The organism is Enterococcus canis NBRC 100695 (assembly GCF_001544375.1).
Classification (GTDB): domain Bacteria; phylum Bacillota; class Bacilli; order Lactobacillales; family Enterococcaceae; genus Enterococcus_H; species Enterococcus_H canis.
This window is the reverse complement of record NZ_BCQJ01000004.1, coordinates 39,320-62,896: the sequence shown is the minus strand read 5'-3', so window position 1 is coordinate 62,896 and position 23,577 is coordinate 39,320. Positions and strand designations below refer to the sequence as shown.

Annotated in this window: 25 protein-coding genes; 18 read left to right on the top strand and 7 right to left on the bottom strand. The window is 44.2% G+C overall.

All coding sequences use genetic code 11. The annotated features are described in order from the left end of the window. Positions 1-25 precede the first annotated feature (25 nt). A complete protein-coding gene (locus ECA01S_RS14360) occupies positions 26-211 on the bottom strand; it encodes a hypothetical protein (RefSeq protein ID WP_143139603.1) in 186 nt (61 codons plus the stop codon). On the opposite strand from ECA01S_RS14360, the gene ECA01S_RS07345 reads away from it, so the two are divergent. Then, complete coding sequence (locus ECA01S_RS07345; protein WP_217994736.1) at positions 210-1,652, top strand: helix-turn-helix domain-containing protein; 1,443 nt, start codon at positions 210-212, stop codon at positions 1,650-1,652. The genes ECA01S_RS14360 and ECA01S_RS07345 overlap by 2 nt on opposite strands. Positions 1,653-1,877: 225 nt before the next feature. After that, positions 1,878-2,279 carry a hypothetical protein gene (locus ECA01S_RS07340; RefSeq protein ID WP_067393356.1) on the top strand — a complete coding sequence of 134 codons (402 nt, stop codon included), beginning with the start codon at positions 1,878-1,880 and terminating at the stop codon, positions 2,277-2,279. Positions 2,280-2,324: 45 nt separating this feature from the next. On the opposite strand, the gene ECA01S_RS07335 is transcribed toward ECA01S_RS07340, so the two are convergent. Beyond that, on the bottom strand, positions 2,325-2,732 hold the full coding sequence (locus ECA01S_RS07335) for a GNAT family N-acetyltransferase (protein WP_067393353.1): 408 nt from the start codon (positions 2,730-2,732) through the stop codon (positions 2,325-2,327). Between the two features lie 210 nt (positions 2,733-2,942). On the opposite strand from ECA01S_RS07335, the gene ECA01S_RS07330 reads away from it, so the two are divergent. Then, positions 2,943-4,253, top strand: a complete 1,311-nt coding sequence (locus ECA01S_RS07330) for a PTS sugar transporter subunit IIC (RefSeq protein WP_071858966.1) — start codon at positions 2,943-2,945, stop codon at positions 4,251-4,253. After that, complete coding sequence (locus tag ECA01S_RS07325; RefSeq protein ID WP_067393350.1) at positions 4,237-5,178, top strand: DUF7916 family protein; 942 nt, start codon at positions 4,237-4,239, stop codon at positions 5,176-5,178. Before ECA01S_RS07330 ends, ECA01S_RS07325 begins: the two co-directional genes overlap by 17 nt. 74 nt (positions 5,179-5,252) lie before the next feature. Here ECA01S_RS07325 and ECA01S_RS07320 read toward each other — a convergent pair whose 3' ends face one another. Further along, positions 5,253-6,020: a MurR/RpiR family transcriptional regulator gene (locus ECA01S_RS07320; RefSeq protein WP_067393348.1), complete on the bottom strand. Its 768-nt coding sequence runs from the start codon at positions 6,018-6,020 to the stop codon at positions 5,253-5,255. Positions 6,021-6,210: 190 nt separating this feature from the next. Between ECA01S_RS07320 and ECA01S_RS07315 the strand changes: the two genes are divergently transcribed. From ECA01S_RS07315 to ECA01S_RS07300, 4 genes are all read left to right on the top strand, one after another. Next, positions 6,211-7,317 (top strand): amidohydrolase/deacetylase family metallohydrolase, encoded by a 1,107-nt coding sequence (locus tag ECA01S_RS07315; RefSeq protein WP_067393345.1) that lies wholly within the window; start codon positions 6,211-6,213, stop codon positions 7,315-7,317. Continuing rightward, positions 7,307-8,404, top strand: coding sequence for a DgaE family pyridoxal phosphate-dependent ammonia lyase (locus ECA01S_RS07310; protein WP_067393342.1), 1,098 nt, complete (start codon positions 7,307-7,309; stop codon positions 8,402-8,404). The genes ECA01S_RS07315 and ECA01S_RS07310 overlap by 11 nt, the downstream gene beginning before the upstream one ends. 3 nt (positions 8,405-8,407) lie before the next feature. After that, positions 8,408-9,151, top strand: coding sequence for a 2-dehydro-3-deoxy-phosphogluconate aldolase (gene dagF / locus ECA01S_RS07305; protein WP_067393339.1), 744 nt, complete (start codon positions 8,408-8,410; stop codon positions 9,149-9,151). Between the two features lie 78 nt (positions 9,152-9,229). Next, positions 9,230-11,017, top strand: a complete 1,788-nt coding sequence (locus tag ECA01S_RS07300; RefSeq protein WP_067393336.1) for a M3 family oligoendopeptidase — start codon at positions 9,230-9,232, stop codon at positions 11,015-11,017. Between the two features lie 68 nt (positions 11,018-11,085). On the opposite strand, the gene ECA01S_RS07295 is transcribed toward ECA01S_RS07300, so the two are convergent. Continuing rightward, complete coding sequence (locus tag ECA01S_RS07295; RefSeq protein ID WP_067393333.1) at positions 11,086-11,676, bottom strand: bactofilin family protein; 591 nt, start codon at positions 11,674-11,676, stop codon at positions 11,086-11,088. A 197-nt stretch (positions 11,677-11,873) separates the two neighbouring features. Here ECA01S_RS07295 and ECA01S_RS07290 point away from each other — a divergent pair, with 197 nt between their 5' ends. Further along, positions 11,874-12,326, top strand: a complete 453-nt coding sequence (locus ECA01S_RS07290; RefSeq protein WP_067393330.1) for a YaiI/YqxD family protein — start codon at positions 11,874-11,876, stop codon at positions 12,324-12,326. Then, positions 12,323-12,781 (top strand): GNAT family N-acetyltransferase, encoded by a 459-nt coding sequence (locus tag ECA01S_RS07285; RefSeq protein ID WP_067393328.1) that lies wholly within the window; start codon positions 12,323-12,325, stop codon positions 12,779-12,781. The genes ECA01S_RS07290 and ECA01S_RS07285 overlap by 4 nt, the downstream gene beginning before the upstream one ends. A 34-nt stretch (positions 12,782-12,815) precedes the next feature. Here ECA01S_RS07285 and nrdI read toward each other — a convergent pair whose 3' ends face one another. Together nrdI and ECA01S_RS07275 are read right to left on the bottom strand one after the other, a co-directional pair. Beyond that, complete coding sequence (nrdI, locus tag ECA01S_RS07280; protein WP_067393325.1) at positions 12,816-13,265, bottom strand: class Ib ribonucleoside-diphosphate reductase assembly flavoprotein NrdI; 450 nt, start codon at positions 13,263-13,265, stop codon at positions 12,816-12,818. A gap of 51 nt (positions 13,266-13,316) precedes the next feature. After that, a complete protein-coding gene (locus tag ECA01S_RS07275) occupies positions 13,317-14,306 on the bottom strand; it encodes an aldo/keto reductase (RefSeq protein WP_067393322.1) in 990 nt (329 codons plus the stop codon). A gap of 134 nt (positions 14,307-14,440) precedes the next feature. Between ECA01S_RS07275 and ECA01S_RS07270 the strand changes: the two genes are divergently transcribed. The 3 genes from ECA01S_RS07270 to cshA all read left to right on the top strand — a co-directional run bounded on the left by ECA01S_RS07270 (position 14,441) and on the right by cshA (position 18,568). Beyond that, positions 14,441-15,481, top strand: a complete 1,041-nt coding sequence (locus tag ECA01S_RS07270; protein ID WP_067393320.1) for a D-alanine--D-alanine ligase — start codon at positions 14,441-14,443, stop codon at positions 15,479-15,481. Positions 15,482-15,534: 53 nt separating this feature from the next. Continuing rightward, positions 15,535-16,893, top strand: a complete 1,359-nt coding sequence (locus tag ECA01S_RS07265; protein ID WP_067393317.1) for a UDP-N-acetylmuramoyl-tripeptide--D-alanyl-D-alanine ligase — start codon at positions 15,535-15,537, stop codon at positions 16,891-16,893. Positions 16,894-17,041: 148 nt separating this feature from the next. Continuing rightward, entirely contained in the window at positions 17,042-18,568 is a 1,527-nt protein-coding gene (gene cshA / locus ECA01S_RS07260; RefSeq protein ID WP_067393314.1) for a degradosome RNA helicase CshA, read from the top strand. A gap of 127 nt (positions 18,569-18,695) precedes the next feature. Here the strand turns inward: cshA and ECA01S_RS07255 are convergent, their stop codons facing one another. Beyond that, positions 18,696-20,159 carry an amino acid permease gene (locus ECA01S_RS07255; protein ID WP_067393311.1) on the bottom strand — a complete coding sequence of 488 codons (1,464 nt, stop codon included), beginning with the start codon at positions 20,157-20,159 and terminating at the stop codon, positions 18,696-18,698. Between the two features lie 97 nt (positions 20,160-20,256). Between ECA01S_RS07255 and ECA01S_RS07250 the strand changes: the two genes are divergently transcribed. The 5 genes from ECA01S_RS07250 to ECA01S_RS07230 are packed head-to-tail and all read left to right on the top strand — an operon-like array spanning position 20,257 to position 23,392. After that, a complete protein-coding gene (locus ECA01S_RS07250) occupies positions 20,257-20,694 on the top strand; it encodes a GAF domain-containing protein (RefSeq protein WP_067393309.1) in 438 nt (145 codons plus the stop codon). Continuing rightward, positions 20,687-21,622, top strand: a complete 936-nt coding sequence (locus ECA01S_RS07245; RefSeq protein ID WP_067393306.1) for a sensor histidine kinase — start codon at positions 20,687-20,689, stop codon at positions 21,620-21,622. Before ECA01S_RS07250 ends, ECA01S_RS07245 begins: the two co-directional genes overlap by 8 nt. Continuing rightward, positions 21,619-22,251, top strand: a complete 633-nt coding sequence (locus ECA01S_RS07240; RefSeq protein WP_067393303.1) for a response regulator — start codon at positions 21,619-21,621, stop codon at positions 22,249-22,251. Before ECA01S_RS07245 ends, ECA01S_RS07240 begins: the two co-directional genes overlap by 4 nt. Positions 22,252-22,262: 11 nt before the next feature. Then, positions 22,263-22,937 (top strand): sirohydrochlorin chelatase, encoded by a 675-nt coding sequence (locus ECA01S_RS07235; protein ID WP_067393300.1) that lies wholly within the window; start codon positions 22,263-22,265, stop codon positions 22,935-22,937. Further along, complete coding sequence (locus tag ECA01S_RS07230) at positions 22,937-23,392, top strand: precorrin-2 dehydrogenase/sirohydrochlorin ferrochelatase family protein (protein WP_067393297.1); 456 nt, start codon at positions 22,937-22,939, stop codon at positions 23,390-23,392. Before ECA01S_RS07235 ends, ECA01S_RS07230 begins: the two co-directional genes overlap by 1 nt. Positions 23,393-23,577: the final 185 nt, after the last annotated feature.

The following is a 23,577-nucleotide window of genomic DNA, read 5'->3' as shown; positions in this document are numbered from 1 at the left end:
AGATTGCAGACAGCGGCACATGCCATTAGGCAACCGCCGGATTATGCGGTGTGCTGAAACAGCCGGTTGTGGAGCCAGCTGTTTGATCCAACAGGATTCTGTGAGCAGCGGAAGGGTAACCTTCTGCTGCTTTTTCTTTTGCCCAAAATTCGCTCTTTGGTACACTAGAAGTAAGAAAGGCGGGATTTAAGATGCGATTTGATGAGATCATGTTAGGAAAGCAAGAAAGACGAAAATTAGAACTATTTCAGGTAATGAGTAAGTTGTCCCTTGAACAATGTACCATCCATTATCTGCAAAGTCTGACGGTCCACTCTTATTCCCGTGTCAAAACATTGGTAGAAAGTATCGAATTGGATCTTCGGAATTTTTTTGCCTCAGATCTGCAATTATTGGATGCACAAGGAATTCAGTTAGCACGGTTGCAAGCTTTTCGCTACGAAGATTATTACAACAGATTGGTGCTATCGGGTGTTCCTTATATGGTGGTCAAAGCGATGCTAGTAGCGCCTGAGATGGACTTAAATGCTTTCTGCCAACACTATTATTACAGTCCTTCTAGCGTCAAGCGCAAAACGGCTGGTTTAGCAGCTTACGTTGGTGAATACGGGTTGAAACTAAATTTGGCGCAATTGGAATTAGTGGGCGATGAGCGTTTTGTTCGAATGGTATTTTACAGTCTATTATGGCTAGCTGGTAAACAGTTACCACCGGAAGAGCAACAAGTTGCGGGGCGACCAACGTTTATGGGAGCACTACAGCCATACTTGCCTAATGGGGAAAGTATTGCCGGCGAGCATCAATTAGGCCTGTTGTACGATGTATGCAGTTATCGTTTCCAAAAGGGTCATTACATAGAAACTCCGGCTAAATATGAGACCTATTTGAAACGTTTAGACTTTACCACCGTGTATCCAACTTGGCAGGCTACCACAGCTGTTCAGCAAGCAGAGACTGATTTTGTCCTCTATTGGCTGACGGCCATTCCTAATTTTTATGATTATACGGATCCGCGCTTAGCCAAAATGGTAACCTATATTACCCAGCAACCCCTGAATGGCCTGATTCAGCGCTTGGTAGATGCAGTGCGAAGTCAGTTTCCAGAAGACTTCTTCTGGCAGGATACTTGCTTTTGGGGCAATCTTACCAACATTGTGCTGTTGTATTATCAAGTAGAGAAGCCGGTTCCCATTATGTTTGATCTTGTGCGAGATATCGAGCGCCCGCATTTTCGAACATGGCATGAAGCGAAGCAGCTTTTCCAACTATTTTTTCAAGCAGAAGCGGAGCGAACGGATGCTTGGCTACGGGCTTGTTTGCCAGAAATGGCTGAATTATTGGCTGATGTTGTGGAGTATAGCCTGAAGCAAGCTGGGCAGACTAAAAAACTGCGGGTAGCCTTGATTGCGGAATCCAACGTGTTGATTACCGATCAGTTGCTGAACTTTGTTACGAACTTAGGTTTTGTGGAAATTACGGCTCTAAATCACGATAGCCAAGCAGTGGATGCCATTATTGCGACCTCAAGGCGTTTGATACCGAATATGTTTACGCAGCCGAGCTTTGTTGTTCAGCCGACCCGTCAAAAGATGCAAGATTTAGAGCTGTATTATCAGTTGGTAACTTTGTGGTATGAAAAAAATCAGCTCTAACCAAAAATAGCAGAGAAATTTATGCTTTTTGACAGGCAAGAAAAAAATAACGAAGGATAAAATCCTTCAGCTGAAAATACGACATGATAACGAGCGTTTCCATAACTTTTGTATACTGTTATTTATCTTTTTGATCCTAGAATCCAGTCCCTTTTTTAGCGTAATTTGTGTTATGATACAGTCACTATCACGCTTGAATTTTCAAGAAAGTAAGGAGGGAAGTTGGTGAAACGTTTTTTGTGGAATCGAACTTTCTGGGAATGGTTGGAAGAGGAACAAATTAGTGAGGACCAAGAGTGGACGGAACAAGAACAAGCGTGCTTACAGCAAATCTATCAATTATTCGAGCGAAAGGCCCAAGTGACCAGACAACTTTATCGACAGATGGAAGTTAAGCAGCTTATGGAGGACCCGCATTTTTCAGAGCTCGTTCAGTCGGATGTTTACCTGCAGATCTGTCTAGTCTATGCCTTGGCTCTTTATGAACATAATTTTATCTGCGGTGAGATCGAATCGCGAATCGAAGCTGATTTACAGTTATATGCCCGCGAATTGCCTATGCTGGAATGCCGCTATCGTTTTGAGCGGTCCGGTTTTTTACAGCAATTAAAACAAAGAGAATCCTAAAAAAGCAAGAAGCTAGTCAGTAGCTTCTTGCTTTTTTGTGTCTATCTAATTATCAAAACGGAAAAAGGCGACGCTGCTTCCTTGATCAGCCGAATGAAATCCACAGGCTTCATAGAAATGCCGGACATCTGGTGCCTCTTCCGTCATTAAAACTTTTTGACGAATGTGTGGGTAGCGAGTTAAAACACGAGTCATTAGCTCCTGCCCAATGCCTTGATTTTGATAGTCAGGATGAACCAATAAATCTTGAATATAGAGAATGGTTTCCTGATCGCCAATTGCGCGAATCAAGCCGACTAGCTGATTGTTTTGCCAGCAAGTAATGACGACTAATGACTGCTGAATAGCGCGCATTAGCCGCTCTGGTTCTTTTGTGTAGGCGCTCCAGCCGACACTTTCATACAAAGCCAGCAAGTCTGTCTGAGTTAAGGGTGTTTGTGTTCGAAATTCCATGGTATCACTCCTCTTATTTGTTGTACCAAAAAAGGGATGAAAGATAAAGCAATATGCCAGCTTGTAACAAAATAGCGGTATTTGCGCCACAAAATGAAAAGGCATTCTTTTTGTAAAAGTTCTGTGCTAATTTATGGAGGGAGTTATTTAAAAATATGTATTACGTTATCAAAACTGGGTGCTAACCCGCATACAAAGGAGAGTTTTATTATGGGAAAAGTAAACACATGGATTGAAAGGATTATTTTGCCGTTTGCCTCAAAGCTAAGCACTAACCGATTTATGGCTGCAATTCGAGACGCGTTTGTCTTAACCTTTCCAATTGGAATGGCGGCCTCAATTGTTGCTATGATCAATTCACTGATTTTAGATCCGTACGGCTTGATTGCTCAGCTATTATTCTTACCTAAATTTTTTCCGAACTTAGTGGAAGGTCAAAAAGTTTTTGCCAACATTAGTAATGGTACGCTAAGTATTATGTCCATCTTTATCGTCTTTTTAGTCGCGGAAAACCTGGCTAAAGTTCACAAAGCCGATTCCACAACAGTGGGTATCACGGCTATCAGCTCATTTATGATTATTTATCCTGTTCCGCAAATGTTGGAAAATGGCAGCTTCCTTTCGACAGAATTTCTAGGGGCTAAAGGTTTATTCGTTGCTATGATTATTGGGTCAGTTGTAGGAGAATTTTTACCTCGTTTGGCGAATACTCGTAGATTACAAATCCGCATGCCGGAACAAGTCCCGCCAGCAGTTAGTCGCTCCTTCTCTTCCTTACTGCCAGTCTTGATCGTCATCCTAACCTCTTCGATTGTCTCTTTCGTAGGCTTTTTGATTACACAAAATGGTTTTAATCAACTTGTTTATGATTGGATTCAAACACCATTGCGTAATATTGGGGCCAACATGGGCGGTGTCTTACTAATTACTGTCCTTTTGTCGGTTTTCTGGATTTTTGGGGAATACGAATTATTAAATGGAGAATTCTTATTGAACGGCGGTGCCTTGAAGGATGTCCCATATGCGCCAACTTACACTCAATTGACTGGTGTTTACGCCTATATGGGAGGTGCCGGTGTTACTTTAGGCTTACTGATTGCGATTCTTTTAGTTTCAAAACGGGGAGATTATCGGGAAGTCGCTAAGCTAAGTTTGGTACCAGGGATTTTTAACATTAACGAACCGGTGATTTTCGGGCTGCCAATCGTCTTGAATCCGATCTTAGGGATTCCGTTTGTTTTAGCACCCGTTGTTAGTGTCGTGATTGCTTACTTTGCTACTAATGTTTTCCACTGGGTCGTACCTGCAGCGATTGGGGTAGCCTGGACGATTCCGGGGCCATTGGGTTCATTCTTGGCAACAGGTGGTTCTATTCCCGGGCTAATCTTAGGTTTTGTTTGTCTAGCAAGTTCAGTTCTTGTTTACTTACCATTTGTTAAAATTGCTGACCGTCAGTTAAAAACCGTTGCTGAAACTCCTAAAGAAAAAGTAGTAGGTGATCCACATGAAGCGTCTAATTAGTGCCGATTACAGTCAAATCAGCCAAATGGATCGTCGCGAACTAAAGCAGGCGATTCAGGCCAGTGAAGGTCGTACCATTTTAAGTGAAGTCTCAGCCGTGGGCGGGCCGGCTGCCAATGATATCACCAATGCTGAAGTGGCAGCAGCTTATAGTGCGGATATGATTTTATTGAATGCCTTTGATTGTGATATGCCTTTAGTATTAGGGATGCCTGGCTTGTCCTTTGATGATCTTTTACAGATTTTTAATGGTGCCAAAAAACCAGATCCTACGGTGCTTCATCAGTTAAAAAAATTGATTGGTCGCCCATTAGGTATCAATTTGGAACCGGTTGATGCCAATGCTGTTACCATGGAAAAGATCGACACCATCGCTGCTGGCCGCTACGCCACTCGAGCAACATTGCAAAAAGCCCGTGAATTGGGAGCAGATTTTATCTGTCTCACAGGCAATCCGGCTACTGGTGTGACGCATAAAGAAATCATTCGCGCCATCAAGGAGGCAAATGAAGTTTTTGGTGGGTTGATCATTGCTGGTAAAATGCACGCTGCTGGTGTGGCTGAACCTATTTTGACGGAAGAACTGGTACAGGCCTATATCGAAGCTAGGGTGGATGTCTTACTTCTGCCAGCGGCTGGAACCGTACCAGGGATTGATCAAGAGACCTTGAAAAAGATGGTAGCATTAGCGCAGGCAGGTGGTGTGTTGACGATGGCCGCCATTGGTACAAGCCAAGAAAGTGCTGATCCAGAAACGATTCGCGAGATTGCGTTAATGGATAAAATGATTGGCGTAGATATCCATCATATTGGTGACTCAGGCTTTGGCGGGATGGCTTTGCCTGAAAATATCTACACGCTTTCTAAAACTGTCCGCGGGTTGCGCCACACAATGAATAAAATGGGTCGGTCGATTCGCCGATAAAAGGGGCTGTGATGCGTTCTGCTTTTGTGACTTAGTCAAACAGAAGCAGGCGTACCACAGCCTTTTACTAGCTATTAAGCATGAGGTTGGCGATTGCCGGGAAACAATTGTTGCTCCAAGATGCGGATCAAGAGTTCTAAGATGTAAATGGTCGGCATTTGCGAAGCGGCATCATAGATTCCATGATTACGGGGAATCGTGTGCTTGTGGACAAAAACATAATCTGATAGCTGGGCAATGGGACTGGTTTCATCGCTAGTGATACAGGCAGAGGTAAAATCGGGTAGCGGCTTAAAATAAGCAGCGCTGTCTAAAAGATCCACCGTTTTACCGGAATTCGTAATATAGATCAACATATTTTTAGGGGAATGCTGTAAGCGCGTGTGGAGGGGATAGTATAGATTGTCTAAAGCAAAGCTATTTAGCCCTAGCGTCGCCAAGCGCAGAGCGCCATATTCGGCGATGACTCCGCTGATACCGATGCCAATCAAGACGATGCTATCCATTTCTTGTAACTTCTGGGCAAAGGCAGTTAGGCGGTCCTCTAAATTAGTAGAAAAGTTATTTTGATCTAGCAGTTGCATAACCGCTGTCCGGTAATCAGGCTGTCCAGAATCATCTGTTTTAGGTTGATTTTTTAGGTAGGTCTTTAGTTCTGGAAAACTGTCAAATCCTAATTTGCGAATCAAACGCATGACCGATGACGTGGAAGTATGGGTCTCTTGCGCAATTTCCCGCAAGGTTTTTTCTGGAATCGTTCGGTGTTCCAGAATGATATAATTATAAATGGAAGCATCGGTTTCAGAAAATTGAGGGATCTTATCAAAATGTTCGAAAAGCATCAAACTCACCTCGTTCTAGTAGACTGTTCTGAGTGTATATGTAATAGCCGTGGTGCGGCTAATCTTAGTAGCATCATACCACATTTTTTTTAAGTCACGATTGCTTTATCAAGTAGGATAGAAAAAATTCACAAAACAATATAATTTTTCCGGATGATTTGTTATAATGTTATAAAAGAAAGAGGGTTGTATGATGTACGAGGTAGTGATCAAGCATGGTCGCACGATTAAAGGCGAGCCCTTAGAGATTGCCTTGCAGGGTGATAAAATCGTTCGGGTTGCCAGTGAGATCCCAGAAGCAGCGACAACGATTGTGGATGCAAGCGGACTGTACCTCTCTGCTGGCTGGATCGATGATCATGTCCATTGTTATGAGAAAATGACGCTTTATTATGACAGTCCTGATGAAATAGGGGTTAAAAAGGGTGTTACCACCGTCATTGACGCGGGGACGACCGGAGCAGAAAATATTGGCGATTTTTATCCATTAGCACAGGCTGCGCAGACCAATGTTTATGCGCTGTTGAATATCTCAAAATGGGGTATCGTCGCACAAGATGAGTTGGCCGATTTGAGCAAGGTACAAGAAGCGCTAGTACGAGAAGCTTTAGCAACCTATCCTGAGTTTATTGTAGGAATCAAAGCTCGCATGAGTAAAACGGTGGTAGGTCAAAATGGCATCAAGCCACTAGAGTTAGCTAAGACGATTCAAGGAGAAAATCGGCATCTGCCTTTAATGGTCCATATTGGTTCGGCTCCGCCAACCTTAGCAGAAGTGCTGGCACGTCTAGAAACTGGCGATATCATGACCCATTGCTTTAATGGCAAAACCAACGGCATCTTGGACCAAGAAACAGACCAAATCAAATCATTTGTTTGGGATGCTTACCGGCGTGGCATCATCTTCGATATTGGTCATGGTACCGACAGCTTCAACTTTCATGTAGCGGAGCAAGCGTTGAAAGAAGGGTTGAAGGCGACGTCCATCAGTACCGATATTTATCATCGCAATCGCGAAACAGGGCCAGTCTATGATTTGGCAACGACGATGGAAAAGCTCTATGTGGTAGGGTATGCTTGGGATGAAATCATTGACCGTGTGACGCGGGTACCGGCAGAAAGCTTCCATTTGCAAGGTAAAGGTAGTTTAGTAGAAGGCTATGATGCAGATGTGACCCTTTTCCGTTTAGTGGCAGAATCTAAAACGCTGACGGATTCCAATGGTGAGACCCGAGTGACTGATACGGTGATTCAACCAGTTAAAACGATTATTGGAGGAACGATTTATGACAATTGATTTAGCGAAGTTTGATTTGCGAGAAGTCATCAATGCCTCAGGCCGGATGACGATCTTAGGTGTTTCTAAAGTTTCTGAATCTGTTTTGGCAGCCCAACGTTTCGGCGGTGAACATTTTTTTGAAATGAGTGAACTGAGTGTCCAAACGGGTAAGTATTTAGCGCAGCTGTTGAAGGTGGAAGATGTGCAAATCGTTTCCTCAGCTTCGGCGGGAATCGCCCAAAGTGTAGCGGCAGTTATTGGAAAAGGTGACAGCTACCATGTTTATCACCCTTACAGTGAACGAATCAGCCAACGTGAGATTATCCTGCCTAAAGGACACAATGTGGATTATGGAACGCCGGTAGAAGTCATGGTAGCTCAAGGTGGCGGTAAAGTAGTGGAAGCAGGGTACGCGAATATGTGTACACCAGAGCATATCCAACAGATGATTACACCAGAAACAGCGGCAATTTTATATATTAAGAGCCATCATACTGTCCAAAAATCAATGTTGACGGTATCAGAAGCAGCCGAAGTTGCCCATCGCCATCAGTTGCCATTAATCGTTGATGCCGCGGCAGAGGAAGATTTGTTTAAATATACCCAAGCTGGTGCCGACTTAGTTATCTATTCTGGGGCTAAAGCAATTGAAGGTCCCAGTGCGGGGATGGTAATCGGTAACGGGAAACTTGTCGGCTGGGTTCGGCAGCAAGGTGCCGGCATTGGGCGGGCGATGAAGATTGGCAAGGATAATATTCTGGGCTTTACGCAAGCGGTGGAAGATTATCTCGCCCACGGTCCGGAAGATGGTGAATCCATGCAACAACGCTTGACACCTTTTGTGGAAGCCTTGGGGCAAGTCCCGCACTTAAGTGCTAAAGCGGTTCAAGATAGTGCTGGTCGAGAAATTTACCGAGCAAGTGTGACCGTCAGCGGTCCTAAAACTGCTAAAGAAGTCATCAAGGAACTAAAGGCGGAGGATCCAGCCATTTACACCCGCGAGTATCAGGCCAATAATGGCATCATCGAATTTGATATCCGCTCCGTCAATGCTACAGAAATGGAAAAAATCGTACAACGGTTACGAACAATTATGGGGGAATAGAAAATGTCATTAAGTCCAAATTATTTAGAAGAACGTATTTGTTTAAATGTATTAGCTAATTCAGTTGAAAATGCCCAAGCTTGCTATGCTGCTGCTGAAGGCCACGTTGTGTTAGGTGTCCTGTCTAAAAATTATGACAGCGATGAAGCGGCGATTGCAGACATGAAAAAGTATCAAGCAGTAACTAATAATGCTCTTTCTGTCGGCTTAGGTGCTGGTGATCCCAATCAAAGCCAAATGGTTACACGTATTTCAGAAGTTTTGCAACCGCAACATGTCAATCAAGTATTTACGGGTGTCGGGGCATCACGGGCTCGTCTTGGTCAAAAGGAAACAGTCATCAATGGTTTGGTTTCACCAACTGGCAAGGTTGGCTACGTGAATATCGCTACAGGTCCGCTAAGCTCACAAGCGCCAAGTGGTGAAGTGCCAATCGAAACAGCCATCGCGCTGTTGAAAGATATGGGTGGCAGTTCTATTAAATACTTCCCAATGAAAGGTTTAGCTCATAAGGAAGAATACCAAGCAGTTGCCGAAGCTTGTGCCAAACATGATTTTTACTTGGAACCAACTGGTGGGATTGATTTAGAGAACGTGGAAGAAATCGTCCAAATTGCGGTAGACGCCGGCGTGAAGAAAATCATTCCCCATATTTACAGCTCCATTATCGACAAAGAAACAGGCGATACGCGTCCTGAAGATGTGGCAACACTTTTAAACATCATGAAAAAAACTTTGCAAAAATAATTTGATTTCCCGTTTGCCAAGACAGGCAGGCGGGTTATTTTTTGCTATACTGGGGATAGTTTGAAAGGAGAGATTTGGATGTATGCAGTAACATGGGATTTGGATTCGATTTTCCCTGGCGGTAGTGATTCACAAGCCTTGAGAGAACGTCTAACAAAATTAGCGGCGCAAGTGGCGGAATATCAGGCCCTCGTCTCTGACTGGGAACCACAGCAGGCGACAGTCTTGCCAACACTGATAGAAAAACAAGCGGTGGCCCAACGAGGCTTTAGCCAATGCGGCAGTTTTATCAATGGTTTACTTTCGGCGAATGTCAATGATAGTAAAGCCAAGATATTAATGGGCGACTTGATGAAAATGACGCCAAAATTTCAATTGGCAGATACGATTTTAATGAAAAAATTCAGTGAAGTAGCAGATACAGATTGGCAAAAAGTTATGGCGGAACAAAGTCCCGGTTTAGCTTTTCGTTTGAATGAATTGCGCCGCGATGGAGCACGTTTATTATCAGAAACAGAAGAAAATATCATCAATACGTTAGCCCTGGATGGTTTGAATGCTTGGAGCCAACATTATGATACTTTAGTGGGCACCATCCAAATCCCTTATGAAAAAGACGGGGAAACGCAATGGTTGTCAGCTGGTCAAGCCTTTAACAAAATGATGGGGGATCCAGATAAAGAAGTTCGGGCTGATTTGTTTGCTAAATGGGAAAAAGCTTGGGGCGAAAAAACCGATTTATTTGCGGATACCTTGAATCACCTCGACGGTTCGCGTCTTTCTGGCTATCATTTCCACGGTATCGAGGATTATTTAGAGGAGCCGCTAGAGTATAATCGCCTCCAAAAAGAAACCTTAGAGGTTATGTGGGCGACGATTCAAAAGAATAAACAGCCTTTTGTGGATTATTTGACCCGCAAAGCTCAACTTTTTGGTAAAGAGAAAATGGATTGGCAGGATCAAGATGCTCCAATTATTTTGGGGGATTTAGAGGAAAAAACCTTTACCTTTGATGAAGCAGCCGATTTTATTATGACGAATTTCACTAAATTCAGTCCCAAAATGGCTAGCTTAGCTAAGACAGCCTTTGATAATAGCTGGATTGAGGCAGAAGATCGTCCCGGAAAACGTCCGGGGGGCTATTGTACTGAGTTTCCAGAAAGTCAGGAATCACGTATTTTCATGACCTACAGCAACTCTATCAATGAAGTAGCAACTTTAGCCCATGAATTAGGCCATGCTTTCCATAGTAGTGTCTTGTGGGATTTACCGCAATTAAACCAAGACTATGCCATGAACGTAGCCGAAACTGCCAGCACCTTTGCGGAGTTAGTAGTGGCGGATGCTACCTTGAAGGAAGCACAAACACCAGAAGAAAAGATCAATTTGATTGATACGAAGATGCAAAATGCGATTGCGATGTTTATGAATATCCACGCGCGCTTTATTTTCGAAAATAAATTTTATAGCGCCCGTCAAAAAGGTTTGGTCAGTGGCGAAGAGATTACCGAAATGATGCTGGCGGCTCAAAAAGAAGCTTATGCAGAAGGCTTAAACAGCTATCATCCGCATTTCTGGGCAGCGAAATTGCACTTCTTTATTGATGATGTGCCATTCTATAATTTCCCTTATACCTTTGGTTATTTGTTCAGCATGGGCATTTATGCGTACGCGAACCAACAAGGTTCGGATTTTGAAGACCAATATATCGCCTTGTTAAGAGATACTGCTTCTATGACAACGGAAGAGTTAGCTCAAAAACATCTACAAGTTGATTTAACGAAACCAGATTTCTGGCAAGCTGGTATCGACTTAGTTCTGAAGGATGTCGCCGATTTTATGGAATTGACGGAAAGCTATTTATAAGAAGTAAAGCAACCTATAACAAAAAATGGACCCGATCTTTGTGATCGAGTCCATTTTTTATGGTTAAATTATTCAGCTACTTTAACTTCGCCGCTTACAGAAGCGCCGTCTTTGTCAAGAACTGCTGAGTCTTTAAATTCTTGTTTGTCGAAAGTAATGTTACCTTCTACTTTAGAGCCATCTAATACAAAGCCGTTTGCTTTAACTTCAATGTCGCCTTTAACAGTTCCGTGAACGATGTTCAAGTTTTCTGATTCAACGACTACTTTAGGAGCAGTGATAGTATATTCAGCTGTCACTTTACGGTTTTCGTCTTGTGCATACAAGGCTAATTTACGGTAGATTGCGTTAGCAGCGTCCCCTTTGTCATGGAATTCGCCTGCGATAGTCAAATCTTTATCAAAAGTAATATCGCCAGTTACCCCAACAATCCAGTTTCCGTCAGCGCTTAATGCTTTTTCAATAACGTCTGCTTTGTCGCTTACTGAAGCACTTGTTGTTACGTCAGATGAAGCGGCTGTGCCTGATGATGCCATTTCAGTAGATGAAGCTGAAGAAGCAGATGAGTCAGAAGAGTTGTTGTTGCCACCACATGCTGCTAATAATCCTCCTGCTACAAATAATGAAGCTGCTAATGTCACTAATTTCACGCGTTTCATATAAAAGTCCCCTTTTACTATTTTTTACTGCACTTCTAGTGTAGCACGTCTGAAATAATAGTCCTAAAGGTATGCTTGCGTCAACTGAAAAGGTCTAGAACTTAAGAAAAAATATAGAAAGTTTTCTTTTGTGAAATCATTTGTGAAAATAGCGTTGCAATTCGCAATGTGTCATACTAACAGTGGAGGGAAAATATATGAAGATTTTAATTGATGGAGATGGTTCGCCAGTCAAAGAGGCGACGATTGCTTTAGCCAAGCAATATCAGGTGCCAGTCCAACTGGTCACGACCTTTGATCACTATAGTCAAAAAAACGCGGCGGAGGATGTTGACGTCATTTATGTCGATCGCGGAGCAGAGGCGGCTGATTACAAAATTGTAGGGCTGGTGCAAAAAGGCGACTTAGTGGTAACACAAGACTATGGGTTAGCTTCGCTAGTGTTAGCCAAAAAAGCACGGGCACTACATCAAAATGGTCAGGAATATTTGCCGGAAACCATTGATTTTCTACTGGTCCAACGCTATGAAAGTGCCATGATCCGTAAAGCGGGCAAGCATACCAAAGGTCCCAGAGCGTATACGGAAAATGACCGTGAACAGTTTAAACAAGCCTTGATCCAGATTTTAGAGGAGTTGACGGCTAAATGAAAAGAGACTATATAATCAGACCATTACGGGAAAATCCTGAAGAACTGCCTGTTTTAGCTCGCTGGTTCCATGAAAAGTGGCAGGTTCCCCTAGCTGCCTATGAAGCAAGCATGGCGCAAGTCGGAACAACTGGGATTCCTCAATGGTATGGTGTTTGGCAGGAGAACCAGTTGATTGCCGGAGCCGGTGTGATTGCCAATGATTTTCATGAACGTCTGGATCTAACCCCTAACATTTGTGCGGTTTACGTTGAACCGCAAAATCGTGGTGAAGGAATTGCCGGCGAATTATTAGCCTTCATTTGCGCCGACCTGAAACGCATGGGTTTTCAACAGTTGTATTTGTTGACGGATCACACCGATTTTTACGAACGCTATAACTGGCACTTTTTAGAAATGGTGGCCGAAAATGGTGATACCTTTGCGCGGATGTATCAAAAAAATTTGCTAGAGTAAAAAACGACTAACCCCTAGAGGTTAATCGTTTTTTTTAAACCTTAAAAGTTTCTCGCAAAATTTGATAGATTCGTTTAGTGTCTGTCGGTGTGCCTCGTAACTCATAGTCTGCCAAGACGGGTACAGCAAATTTTTCGGCGTATTGCTTAGCCGTAAGGCAATATTGCCAATTGAAATTTTTATTGCCACTGCCGACAATGCCTACGCATTGGGCCGCATTGGTGCCAAATTCGATATATTCACCTAGCGCATTGGTAATGATTTCGTCAGTACCGTTATCTAAGCCATTACCGCCATCTAAATAAGTCGGGACAAAAGCGGCGAAGGGTTCAGTTTCCTGCGCTGGGGGTGTTTGGTCGCTAATTTCAGTTGCATGAATCAAAGGTGCTTTTTCATCTTCCTCGTGGGCTTTTTCAGCGTAAGCGGTCAAGGAACGAATAAAGGCACGGGTATTGCCGGACATGGAAAAATATAAAATATTCATCAAAAAACGCCTCCTGTTCCAGATTGTACCATAGAACGGGAGGCGAGAAGCTTAATGAAGAATTTTCTCAATTTGGGTTAATTCTTCGTCAGAAAAAGTCGTATTTTTTAAGGCAGCTAAGTTATCATCAAAGTGCGGAATTGTCGTCGTACCGACAACTACTGAAGTCATGGTTTCTTTCCGTAAAAGCCAAGCCAGCGCCATTTGTGAGAGGGTTTGCCCCCGTTGTTGCGCCAAGTCATACAGATCATGGAGCCGCTTTTGAGTCTTCGCTTGACTGTCACCTTGTAAAATATAGGCGTTAGTCCGGTGAATCGGAAAATCATCTGGAATTTTTTGACTGAATTTATCACTTAAAAGTCCTTCAGCAAGTGGCCCGTAAGCAATGGCACCTAGCTGATGTTCTTCCAGCAAATCAAACAGTCCGTCCTCTTCCACTTCACGGTTCAGCATATTATAAGACATTTGATGGATCACAAAAGGCGTGCCCTTTTTTTCAAATAAGGCAATCATCTTTTTAGTATCTTCGGTAAAGTAATTGGAAATGCCGATGTACAATGCTTTTCCTTGGCGGACTAAGAGATCCAAGGTTTCGGCGGTTTCTTCAAAAGGCGTGTTGGGATCAGGACGGTGGCTGTAAAAGATGTCCACATAATCCAAGCCCATCCGTTTTAGACTGGCGTCCAAACTAGCGTAGAGATACTTCTTCGAACTAAATTCGCCGTAAGGACCAGGGTGCATGTAGTAACCAGCTTTGGAGGAGATAATCAGCTCATCGCGGTAAGGCATCAAGTCAGATTTTAGAATTGCACCAAAATTAGTTTCAGCACTGCCGCGACTAGGTCCATAATTATTGGCTAAGTCAAAATGAATGATGCCCTCATCAAAGGCGTGGAGAACTAAATCCCGCGTGTTGGCTAAAACACCTTGGTCACCGTGACCGCGCCAAAGGCCTAAAGAGACTGGTGGCAATAAGAGTCCGGAGTTCCCCGCTCGGCGGTAAGTCATGTGGTCGTAACGATTTTCGTTTGCAAGATACATCTTCATGCTCCTTTCTTTTCTCCCTTTAGTCTACCATGTTCCGCAAGAAAACAGTTGTCTGAAAATTTCTCCGTGTCCCTCAGGCAGATTTGTGCTAAAATGTGTTAGAAACTGAATAGTGGGAGGAAAACCTTTTGAAAATTGTGCTCTTATATGGCGGAAAAAGCGCAGAACATGAGGTATCAATCTTATCGGCTTTCTCAATCTTACAAGCCATAAGTTATAACTTTTATGAAGTCCAATTGGTGTTTATTGCCAAAGATGGCCGTTGGTATAAAGGGCCGTTGCTGACTGAAAAACCAGTGGACGATAGTGTGATGCAATTAGCGGATGGTCAGGAAATTGCCCCTTGTGCAATCAAGTCAGAAAATACGATTGTCTTTCCCGTCCTTCATGGACCAAACGGTGAAGATGGTACCATCCAAGGCTTCTTGGAAACGCTGGATATGCCTTATGTCGGTGGCGGTGTTTTAGCGAGTGCTTGTGGAATGGATAAAATCATGACCAAACACCTGCTGCAAGTAGCGGGGATTCCCCAAGTACCATACGTACCGGTGATCCGTAATGTCTGGCGAGAAAATCCAAAGCAAATCTTTGAACAATGCGAAGGTTCGCTAATTTATCCAATGTTTGTTAAGCCTGCTAACATGGGTTCTAGTGTTGGTATCAGCAAGGTTGAAAACCGGGAAGAGCTGCAAAATGGGTTGTTGGAAGCGTTCCGTTATGATCAACGAGTAATCGTGGAACAAGGAATCGATGCTCGAGAGATTGAAGTAGCAATTTTAGGCAACGAAGATGTTCGGACGACCTTTGCCGGTGAAATCGTTAAGGAAGAAGCCTTTTATGACTATAATGCGAAATACGTGGATAATACGATCAAAATGCAGATTCCGGCTGAAATTCCGGAAGAAGTGCAAACCAAGGCACGAGACTATGCCAAACGGGCTTATATGATCTTAGATGGGGCAGGCTTGAGTCGTTGCGATTTCTTCTTGACCCATAAGAATGAGCTGTTCTTAAATGAGTTGAACACCATGCCTGGTTTTACTGAATTCAGTATGTATCCCTTGTTGTGGGAAAACATGGGCATCCAATACAACGACTTAGTGGAAGAAATCATCCAATTAGGTCTAAACCGTTACAACCAACGAAAAAATTTAGTGATTGAACACTAATAGCACAGGCTGGACCAATAGGTTTGGCCTGTTTGATTATGGAGGGAAAACTGATGGAACTATCTTTTTATGAGATCGCGGGGGCAGTCGGCGCCACCAATGATTGGCAAGCTTGGCCAGATTTTTCAGTAACCGGCGCAGAATTCGATAGTCGCAAATTGGCTCAGGGGGGGCTTTTTGTCCCTTTAGCCGGTACCCGCGACGGGCATGATTTTCTAGCGGCGGCGGTAGCCAAGGGTGCCGCTGCAACCTTGTGGAGCCGCGAAACGGCGCCTGAATTACCTTATTTACAGGTGGAAGACGTATTGACGGCGCTTCAACAATTAGCAAAATATTATTTGCAAAAAGTCGCACCCCAAGTGATTGCGATTACCGGCAGTAACGGTAAAACTACCACTAAAGATATGACGGCGTCCGTCTTAAGTACCGCTTTTAACACTTATAAAACTCAAGGAAATTACAACAATCAAATCGGGGTTCCTTATACGATACTGCAGATGCCCGCTGCAACAGAATGCTTAGTATTGGAAATGGGCATGGATCATGCAGGAGAAATCAATGAGCTAAGTCGTTTAGCTGAGCCGGACATCGCCGCAATCACGTTAATTGGAGAATCTCATTTGGAACATTTTGGTAATCGTAGTGGAATCGCCAAAGCCAAGATGGAGATTGCCAATGGCTTAAATGAACTGGGGGTTTTGATTGTACCGGCGGACGAACCACTGTTAGCGCCGTTAATGGTGGATTTAACCCATCCTTTGATTACCTTTGGCTTAGATGAAGTGGGCGATGCCTCCGCAACGGTAACGGAACAAGCGCAGTTTCACACCAAATTTACCATGACGCGCTTTCCAGGGACAGAGTTCACTATCCCGCTACCTGGCGTCTACAATGTGCGCAATGCCTTAGTAGCCGGTATTATTGGCAGTCAATTAGGTCTGACGGCGTCGCAAGTTGCAGCCGGTTTAGCCAATATCCAAGTTACGAAAAATCGGACGGAGTGGGTCAAACGTCACGATGGTCTGGAGATTTTAAGCGATGTTTATAATGCCAATCCAACCGCAATGGCGCTAGTCTTGGATAGTTTCAGTGACATCGACGCCCCTGCTAGAAGAATAGCCGTTTTAGGAGATATGTTGGAATTAGGGCCGGATTCTGCAGCTTTACACGGTGGTATGGTGGATCACTTAACGCCAGAGAAGATTCAATTGGTCTATTTATATGGCCGGGAAATGGCGCATCTTTACCAACGATTAGTCCCCATCTATGGCAAGCAAGTGCAGCATTTCCTAGACAAAGAAGCGCTGATTGCTAGCCTGAAGACGGTTGTTCAGCCCACAGACCGCTTAGTGGTCAAAGCCAGCAATGGTATGGGTCTCAATGAAGTGGTGGCGGCTTTAATGGCGGAATGAAAATAGCTTTGAAAAAGATTGATATTTTCAAGAAAATATGTTAATATGATGTGTTGCTTATTTTTCAGGAGTATTCGTAGCGGACGAGTGCTCTCGGGCAGCTCGTTTCCAATCAGGAAATGGAAAAGAATACTTAGGAGGATAACATTTGAAATTTAAAGAACTTGGTTTACAACCAGAATTATTATCAGCAATCGAACGCTCAGGTTTTGAGGAAGCAACCCCAATTCAGGAAGCAACAATCCCTTTGGCTTTAGCAGGCAAAGACGTGATTGGACAGGCCCAAACAGGAACTGGTAAAACAGCAGCCTTTGGTTTGCCAATGCTTCAAAAAATCGACGCAACGGAAGCTGTTTTACAAGGATTAGTCATTGCCCCAACACGGGAATTGGCGATTCAAACACAAGAAGAATTATACCGCTTAGGTCGTGATAAAAAGATTCGGGTCCAAGCTGTTTACGGTGGTGCCGACATCGGCCGTCAAATCCGTGGCTTGAAAGACCGTCCACATATCGTTGTAGGGACACCAGGTCGTCTATTAGACCATATTAACCGCCGTACTTTAAAATTAGGAACTGTGGAAACATTGGTTTTAGATGAAGCCGACGAAATGTTGAACATGGGCTTTTTAGAAGATATCGAAAAAATCATTCATGAAGTACCGACTGAAAGACAGACGTTACTATTCTCCGCTACTATGCCAGATGCTATCAAACGCATTGGTGTGAAATTTATGAAAGAGCCTGAACATGTGCGCATCAAAGCCAAAGAAATGACGGCTGACTTGATCGACCAATTCTATGTACGGGCGAAAGATTACGAAAAATTTGATATCATGACCCGCTTGTTAGACGTGCAAACACCAGAATTGACTATCGTTTTTGGTCGGACAAAACGTCGGGTAGACGAATTAGCTCGTGGTTTGGAAGCTCGCGGTTACCGCGCAGAAGGTATCCACGGCGACTTGTCTCAACAAAAACGGATGAGCGTTTTGCGTTCATTCAAGAATGGTAACCTAGACATTTTAGTGGCAACAGACGTAGCTGCTCGGGGCTTAGATATCTCAGGCGTCACTCACGTGTACAACTACGATATTCCTCAAGATCCTGAAAGTTATGTTCACCGTATCGGCCGTACAGGTCGGGCTGGTAAAGGCGGGATGTCCGTAACTTTTGTTACGCCGAATGAAATGGGCTACTTACATGTGATCGAAAACCTAACCAAAAAACGGATGACACCTTTGCGTCCACCTAGTGAAAAAGAAGCCTTTAAAGGACAACTAGGCCAAGCAATGGAAGAAATCACGGATAAAATGGCAGAAAACGGCTTAGAACGTTATCTGAAATCAGCTGAAGAGTTGTTGGAACAATACAGCGCCGCTGATTTGACAGCATTATTGTTGAAGACGATCTCTAAAGATCCAGCAGATGCAGTACCAGTGAAAATCACGCCTGAACGTCCATTACCACAAACAAAACGCAGTGGTGGTAAAGGTGGCGGTTATAAAGGCCGTGACAATAATAAACGTGGCGGCGGTCGCGGTGGTAACGGCGGTGGCAGTGGTCGTTATCAAAAAGACAATCCTCGTGGCAAGGGCCGCAACTCTAACGGTTACAAGAAAAATAACCGTAAAGGTTCTGACAAAGGATTTGTAATTCGTAATAACGCACAATAGGAATAAGCAACAACAACAGTCTTCGTGAAATCGCGAAGACTGTTTTTTTGATGCAAAATAAGACAATGCCGTGGCTGACTGGGCAAGCATTGTCTTAGTAAGTTTATGGTGAGGCTTGTTATGGTGATTAGCTGTTCTTTCGCAGCACTGGCTGTTCAAAATGGCGATACAAGTGATGTCCTGCTAACCCGAAAAGGAGTGGGCCGGCTACTAGCCAGAGGCTTTGCGTATAATTACCTGCCATCATGGGTTCATATAGTTGGAAGCCCACCGCGACTAAAATCGAGGAGCAAACTGCTAAACTGAGGCAACATGCTTGATAGTAATGGCGACTTTTTTTCATAAAGAAAGGATAGCTAAAGGCAACCACAAAGTAAGGCAATGCCCGGGCGATATTGGTCATATAGGTTAATTGATTAAATAAGTGACTCATTAATGGATTATTTAGGGAAAGAATCAAAATGCCAATGGCGATGGCGGCCGCTTGGACCCATAAAGCAGCGGCTGGCATCTGTTGGGAATTTAGCCGAGTCCAACGAGTGGGCCAGATAGCTTTTGGTGTGCCTTGAATCAAACTTTTTAAAGGGGCATAGGTGATCGAGGACAAAAGTCCCAAATAAGAAATCACCAAGGTTAAAGCCGTATAGCGAATGAAAATTTGGTAAAGCAGTTGGCTGCTATTCGTTGATAAGTGCAGGCTAGTAGCTAACGACTGGGCCAGACTGCCCATTAAGCCGTACATTAAATTACCTAGATGTAGTTGATCCGTTTGTCTAAGAGAAGTTAAATCATTGGCGCCACTCCAAAGAATGATACCGGCAAAATACAGTAAAACAATGGCCCCAGCGCTAATAATCAAGGCCCGGGGAAACCGACGCTTGTCGCCGCCAGTTTTATCGGCCAGGCTAGCTACGGTGTCTAGCCCGCCAAAGGCTGTGATGGCAAAAATAAAAAACGGCAACTGCGAAAGTAAGGAATCGCCTGTTCCGGCAAAAAAAGTAGGTGCTTGAAAACTTTGTTGCAGATTACGCAAAAAGGAGGCCGGCTGTTGTACAATAAGGATAGCATTTGCCAGAGTTGAAAGTAGTAAAAGGCCCAGCATGACAATCCCACTGCGAAGTAAAAAGCGCAGGACGGTTTGAAAGCCGCGACTAATCAAATAGGTCAAGCTAAAGACCGCCGTGATGGCGAGAACCGCAATCCAAATATTGGTAGGCAGGCCAAACCAGGTGGCTTGCTGGGTGATATCTTGTCCAAAAAATAAAATTGATAAAGGAATCAATAGCTTCATAAACAAGCTGACGATCCAGGTGAAATAGCTGCAATACCAAAGAAAGGCGGTAATAAAGGCTGCTTTAGGAGATAAGGAATCTTTTAGCCAGTCATAGATTCCGCCCGCCTGTTTTGCGTAAGTGCGGGTATAGCTAGACACAATCAAAGTATACGGGATAAAATAGCAGCAACTGCTAATGAGGAACCACAGGAGAGACTTGGTCCCCATCATAAAGAAAGCTGTTGTCATACTTGAAAATGAAAAGACCGTCGTGGTGATGATCAACACGAGGGTTTGCATAGATAAGCGCTGATTCAATGCGGAAACCTCCAGGGAGATGATGCCCTCATCTTAGAGGGTTTTTACAAGAGAAGCAAGCGCGTTGGGAAAAATTAGGGAATTGGAGTAGTGAATAATGTCACAAATACAAAGCTGGCTGGATCAGCACCTTGCAGCAACTACATATGATTTTTTAGGAGTCGCTACCAATATCGCCCCGGCCGCTGCTCCGAAAGTGATTCGTTGGCAATATGTCGCCGGCAATCAATCCAGTGCCTATCAAGGGATTCGGCTGCAAGTCGGCCGCGGAATCGCCGGCATGGTATGGCGCACAGCCCGTTACCAATTGGATGAAGATATTTTTCAAGACCGGGAAAAATTGATTGAATATCCCATTGCCCGTTTAGAATCCTTAGATGCGGCTCTAGGAATTCCAGTGATTGTGGCCGAAGAAGTGGTGGCCATTTTTCTGATTGGGATGCGTACCAGCTATCACTTTACGACAGCTGAAATCCAACAAGGGCTGGTCTGGGCCAAGGAGCTGTCAGCTTTGTGGGAGGCAGAACATGCTTGATACTACGTTACTGACGAAACTGCAAAGTCCGGTATGGCTGTTACAAACCACGGGAACTTTCGCCAATCCAGCAGCCCAACAGTTTGAAACCCAGTATCTTTTCTCGATAAAGGCGGTCCTAAAAGCAGCCCAGGCCGAGAAAATAACCGCGTTACAGGAAGGGAGCGCCTTCCCGCTATTCTTGGAGAAACGCAATGGCGATATGAGCCGCTTTACTGCTTATTTGACACCAGTGGGGTCAGACACTTTGTTGGAGATTCACGGTTATCAAGACGGCCATCGTTTACTGGACCGGGTTATGATTGATTATATGAATGAGGCGCGGGAAAAAGAGCGGAAAAAGATTGCTCAAGATTTGCATGATGGCATCGCGCAGTCTATTTACAGTTTGATGCTGGAGACCCGTAACCTTCGCTGGACGGCGCCGGAGCAACAAAATGAACATTTTAAAAGCATTGACCGTCATTTTAGCGAAGTGTTAGCTGAAATCAAGCAAATCGCAAAGGAACTGCGGCCTACGATTCTGGATGATTTAGGTTTGATTCCGGCGTTGGAACAGTTGGTAGAGCAAGTCCGGGAACAAACGGGCTTTGTGATTGCCTTTGAGCGGCAAGGTGCTATTCATCCTTTGTCCAAAGATGCGGAAGTTGCAGTGTATCGAATCGTTCAAGAGGCCGCCAGTAATGCCATTAAGTATTCGGGAGTTAACGATGCGCGTTTGACCTTGTTTTTCCAAACGCAGCAGTTATTGATCAGTTTTACGGATCAAGGCCGCGGCTTTATCATCGATCAGCAACCAAGCCTAGGCTTACGTAATATGGAAGAGCGCGCTCATGCCATTGGCGGGACCTTTGCAATTGCAACACAGCTGGAAAAGGGTACTCATTTGACGATTACAGTCCCTTATCAGGAAGGAGAAGTAATATGAAATTATTCATAGCAGATGATCACGCGCTAGTGCGGAACGCCCTGAGTTTTCTACTGAATGCCCAGCCTGATATGGAAGTAGTGGGGGACGCTGCCGACGGACACGAAGTTTTCATGAAATTAGAACAGCTGCCGGTGGACCTCGTTTTGATGGGCATCAGTATGCCCCCTGGCGAGAATGGTCTACAAACGACGCGGCGCATCAAAGAAGTATTACCTAAGGTCAAAGTGCTCATTTTAACGATGCATGACGAAGAAAACTATGTCAAAGAAGCCTTAAATGCTGGGGCAGATGGCTATTTATTGAAGCATGCTGACGATGATGAGCTGCTGAAAGCCATTCGGACAGTTTACGCAGGTGGTCAATACTTTTCTGGGTATACGGAGGAATCCTTAGAAGCACTGGATCATGCGGAGATTGATCCTTTGTATGACTCCCTCTCTAAACGGGAAAAGGAGATTTTACCGTTAGTGGCCTTGGGCTATAATAACCGTGATATTGCGGAGCGGCTCTTTATTTCAGTTAAAACCGTGGAAGTCCATAAAGCCAATATTCGCAAGAAGCTGAAAGTCGACAGTTACGCCAGTTTGTTACAATACAGTCTGAAACATCATTTGATCGATTTTTAAGGAGGCGTCCCATGAAAAAAACAGGCATCTTATATGTTTTACATGGTCGCACCACGGGAACTGTGCAGCATAATGTGGCTTTAATCAAAGCGGTAATGGCTACTAGACCGGAACGGCAAGCCATCGCTTATCTGGAAGGCGAAGCACATTCGCTGGAGCAGGAAGTGAGCAATTTTAGCGATCTAGATGAAATTGTGATTTTGCCGGTATTACTATTTGCGGCTACCCATTATCGGGAGGATTTACCGCAACGACTGCAACAAATTTTACCAACCCATAACTGGCGTATGTTAGACGTCTTAAGTACCACGAAAGCCGTGGAGGACTTTGTCCAGGCGCAAGTAAAGCAGGCGCAAACGAAATGGCCGGAACGCGCTATTTTACTGGTGGGGCATGGCACGACGCACTATCTTGAACCTAGGCAGCAATTGGCCCGCTTGGCTGAAGAGGTTGTGAGTACCAAGCCTGTTGTCAGCGGAAATTATTTAGGCGAACCCTTTTATTTGACGCAACTGGCCCGCCTCAACTCACCGGTCGTCCTACCCTTGTTTCTGACTAATGGCTACCTGGTAGAGAAAATCAAAACACAACTGTTAGCGCAGGACCCAACAATTGTATTTCTACCAACTTTGGAGGACTCCGCTTTTTTAACCGCGGCTTTACTAGAACGATTGGAGGAGATTTGATGTATCCAATTCTTTTATCGCTGAAAGAACGCGCAATCCTAGTGATTGGGGCCGGCACAATTGCGACTCGTAAAGTTCGCGAGCTCATTACAGCTGGTGGTCAGCCTGTGGTGGTGGCGCCCACCGCTAGTCCTTTGATCCAAGAGTGGGCGGCAGCTGGCTTGATTCGCTGGCAGGCACGGCCTTTTCAGGTGAAAGATCTTAGGGGTATCCAATTGGTTTTTTTGTGTACCGCAGATCAGGAGGTCCAAAAGCAAGTCCTTCAAGCAAAATTGCCAGAGCAATGGCTGAATGATACCACGCAACAAGCCCATAGCGACTTTTTTAATATGGGGATACTGCGGGAACCAGATTTCTTGTTGGCCATCTCCACTTTAGGGAAAGATCCCAGCAAAGCCAAAGCACTCAGACAAGCGCTGCAAGTGTGGCTTAAAGAAAATGAATCGTTATTTTAAGGTATGCTTATTTTGTGAAGCATATCTTTTTTTGTATGCTTGTTGCAACTTTCATACCGATATGCGTTGTTTTATCGGTGGTAGATCTCGTGAAGGGCCATACAAAAAAATAGAGATTAGGCTTTTCCCTAATATCCATAGGTTATTTTTTATTGTATTGTGAAATTAATAACAATAGCCATGGA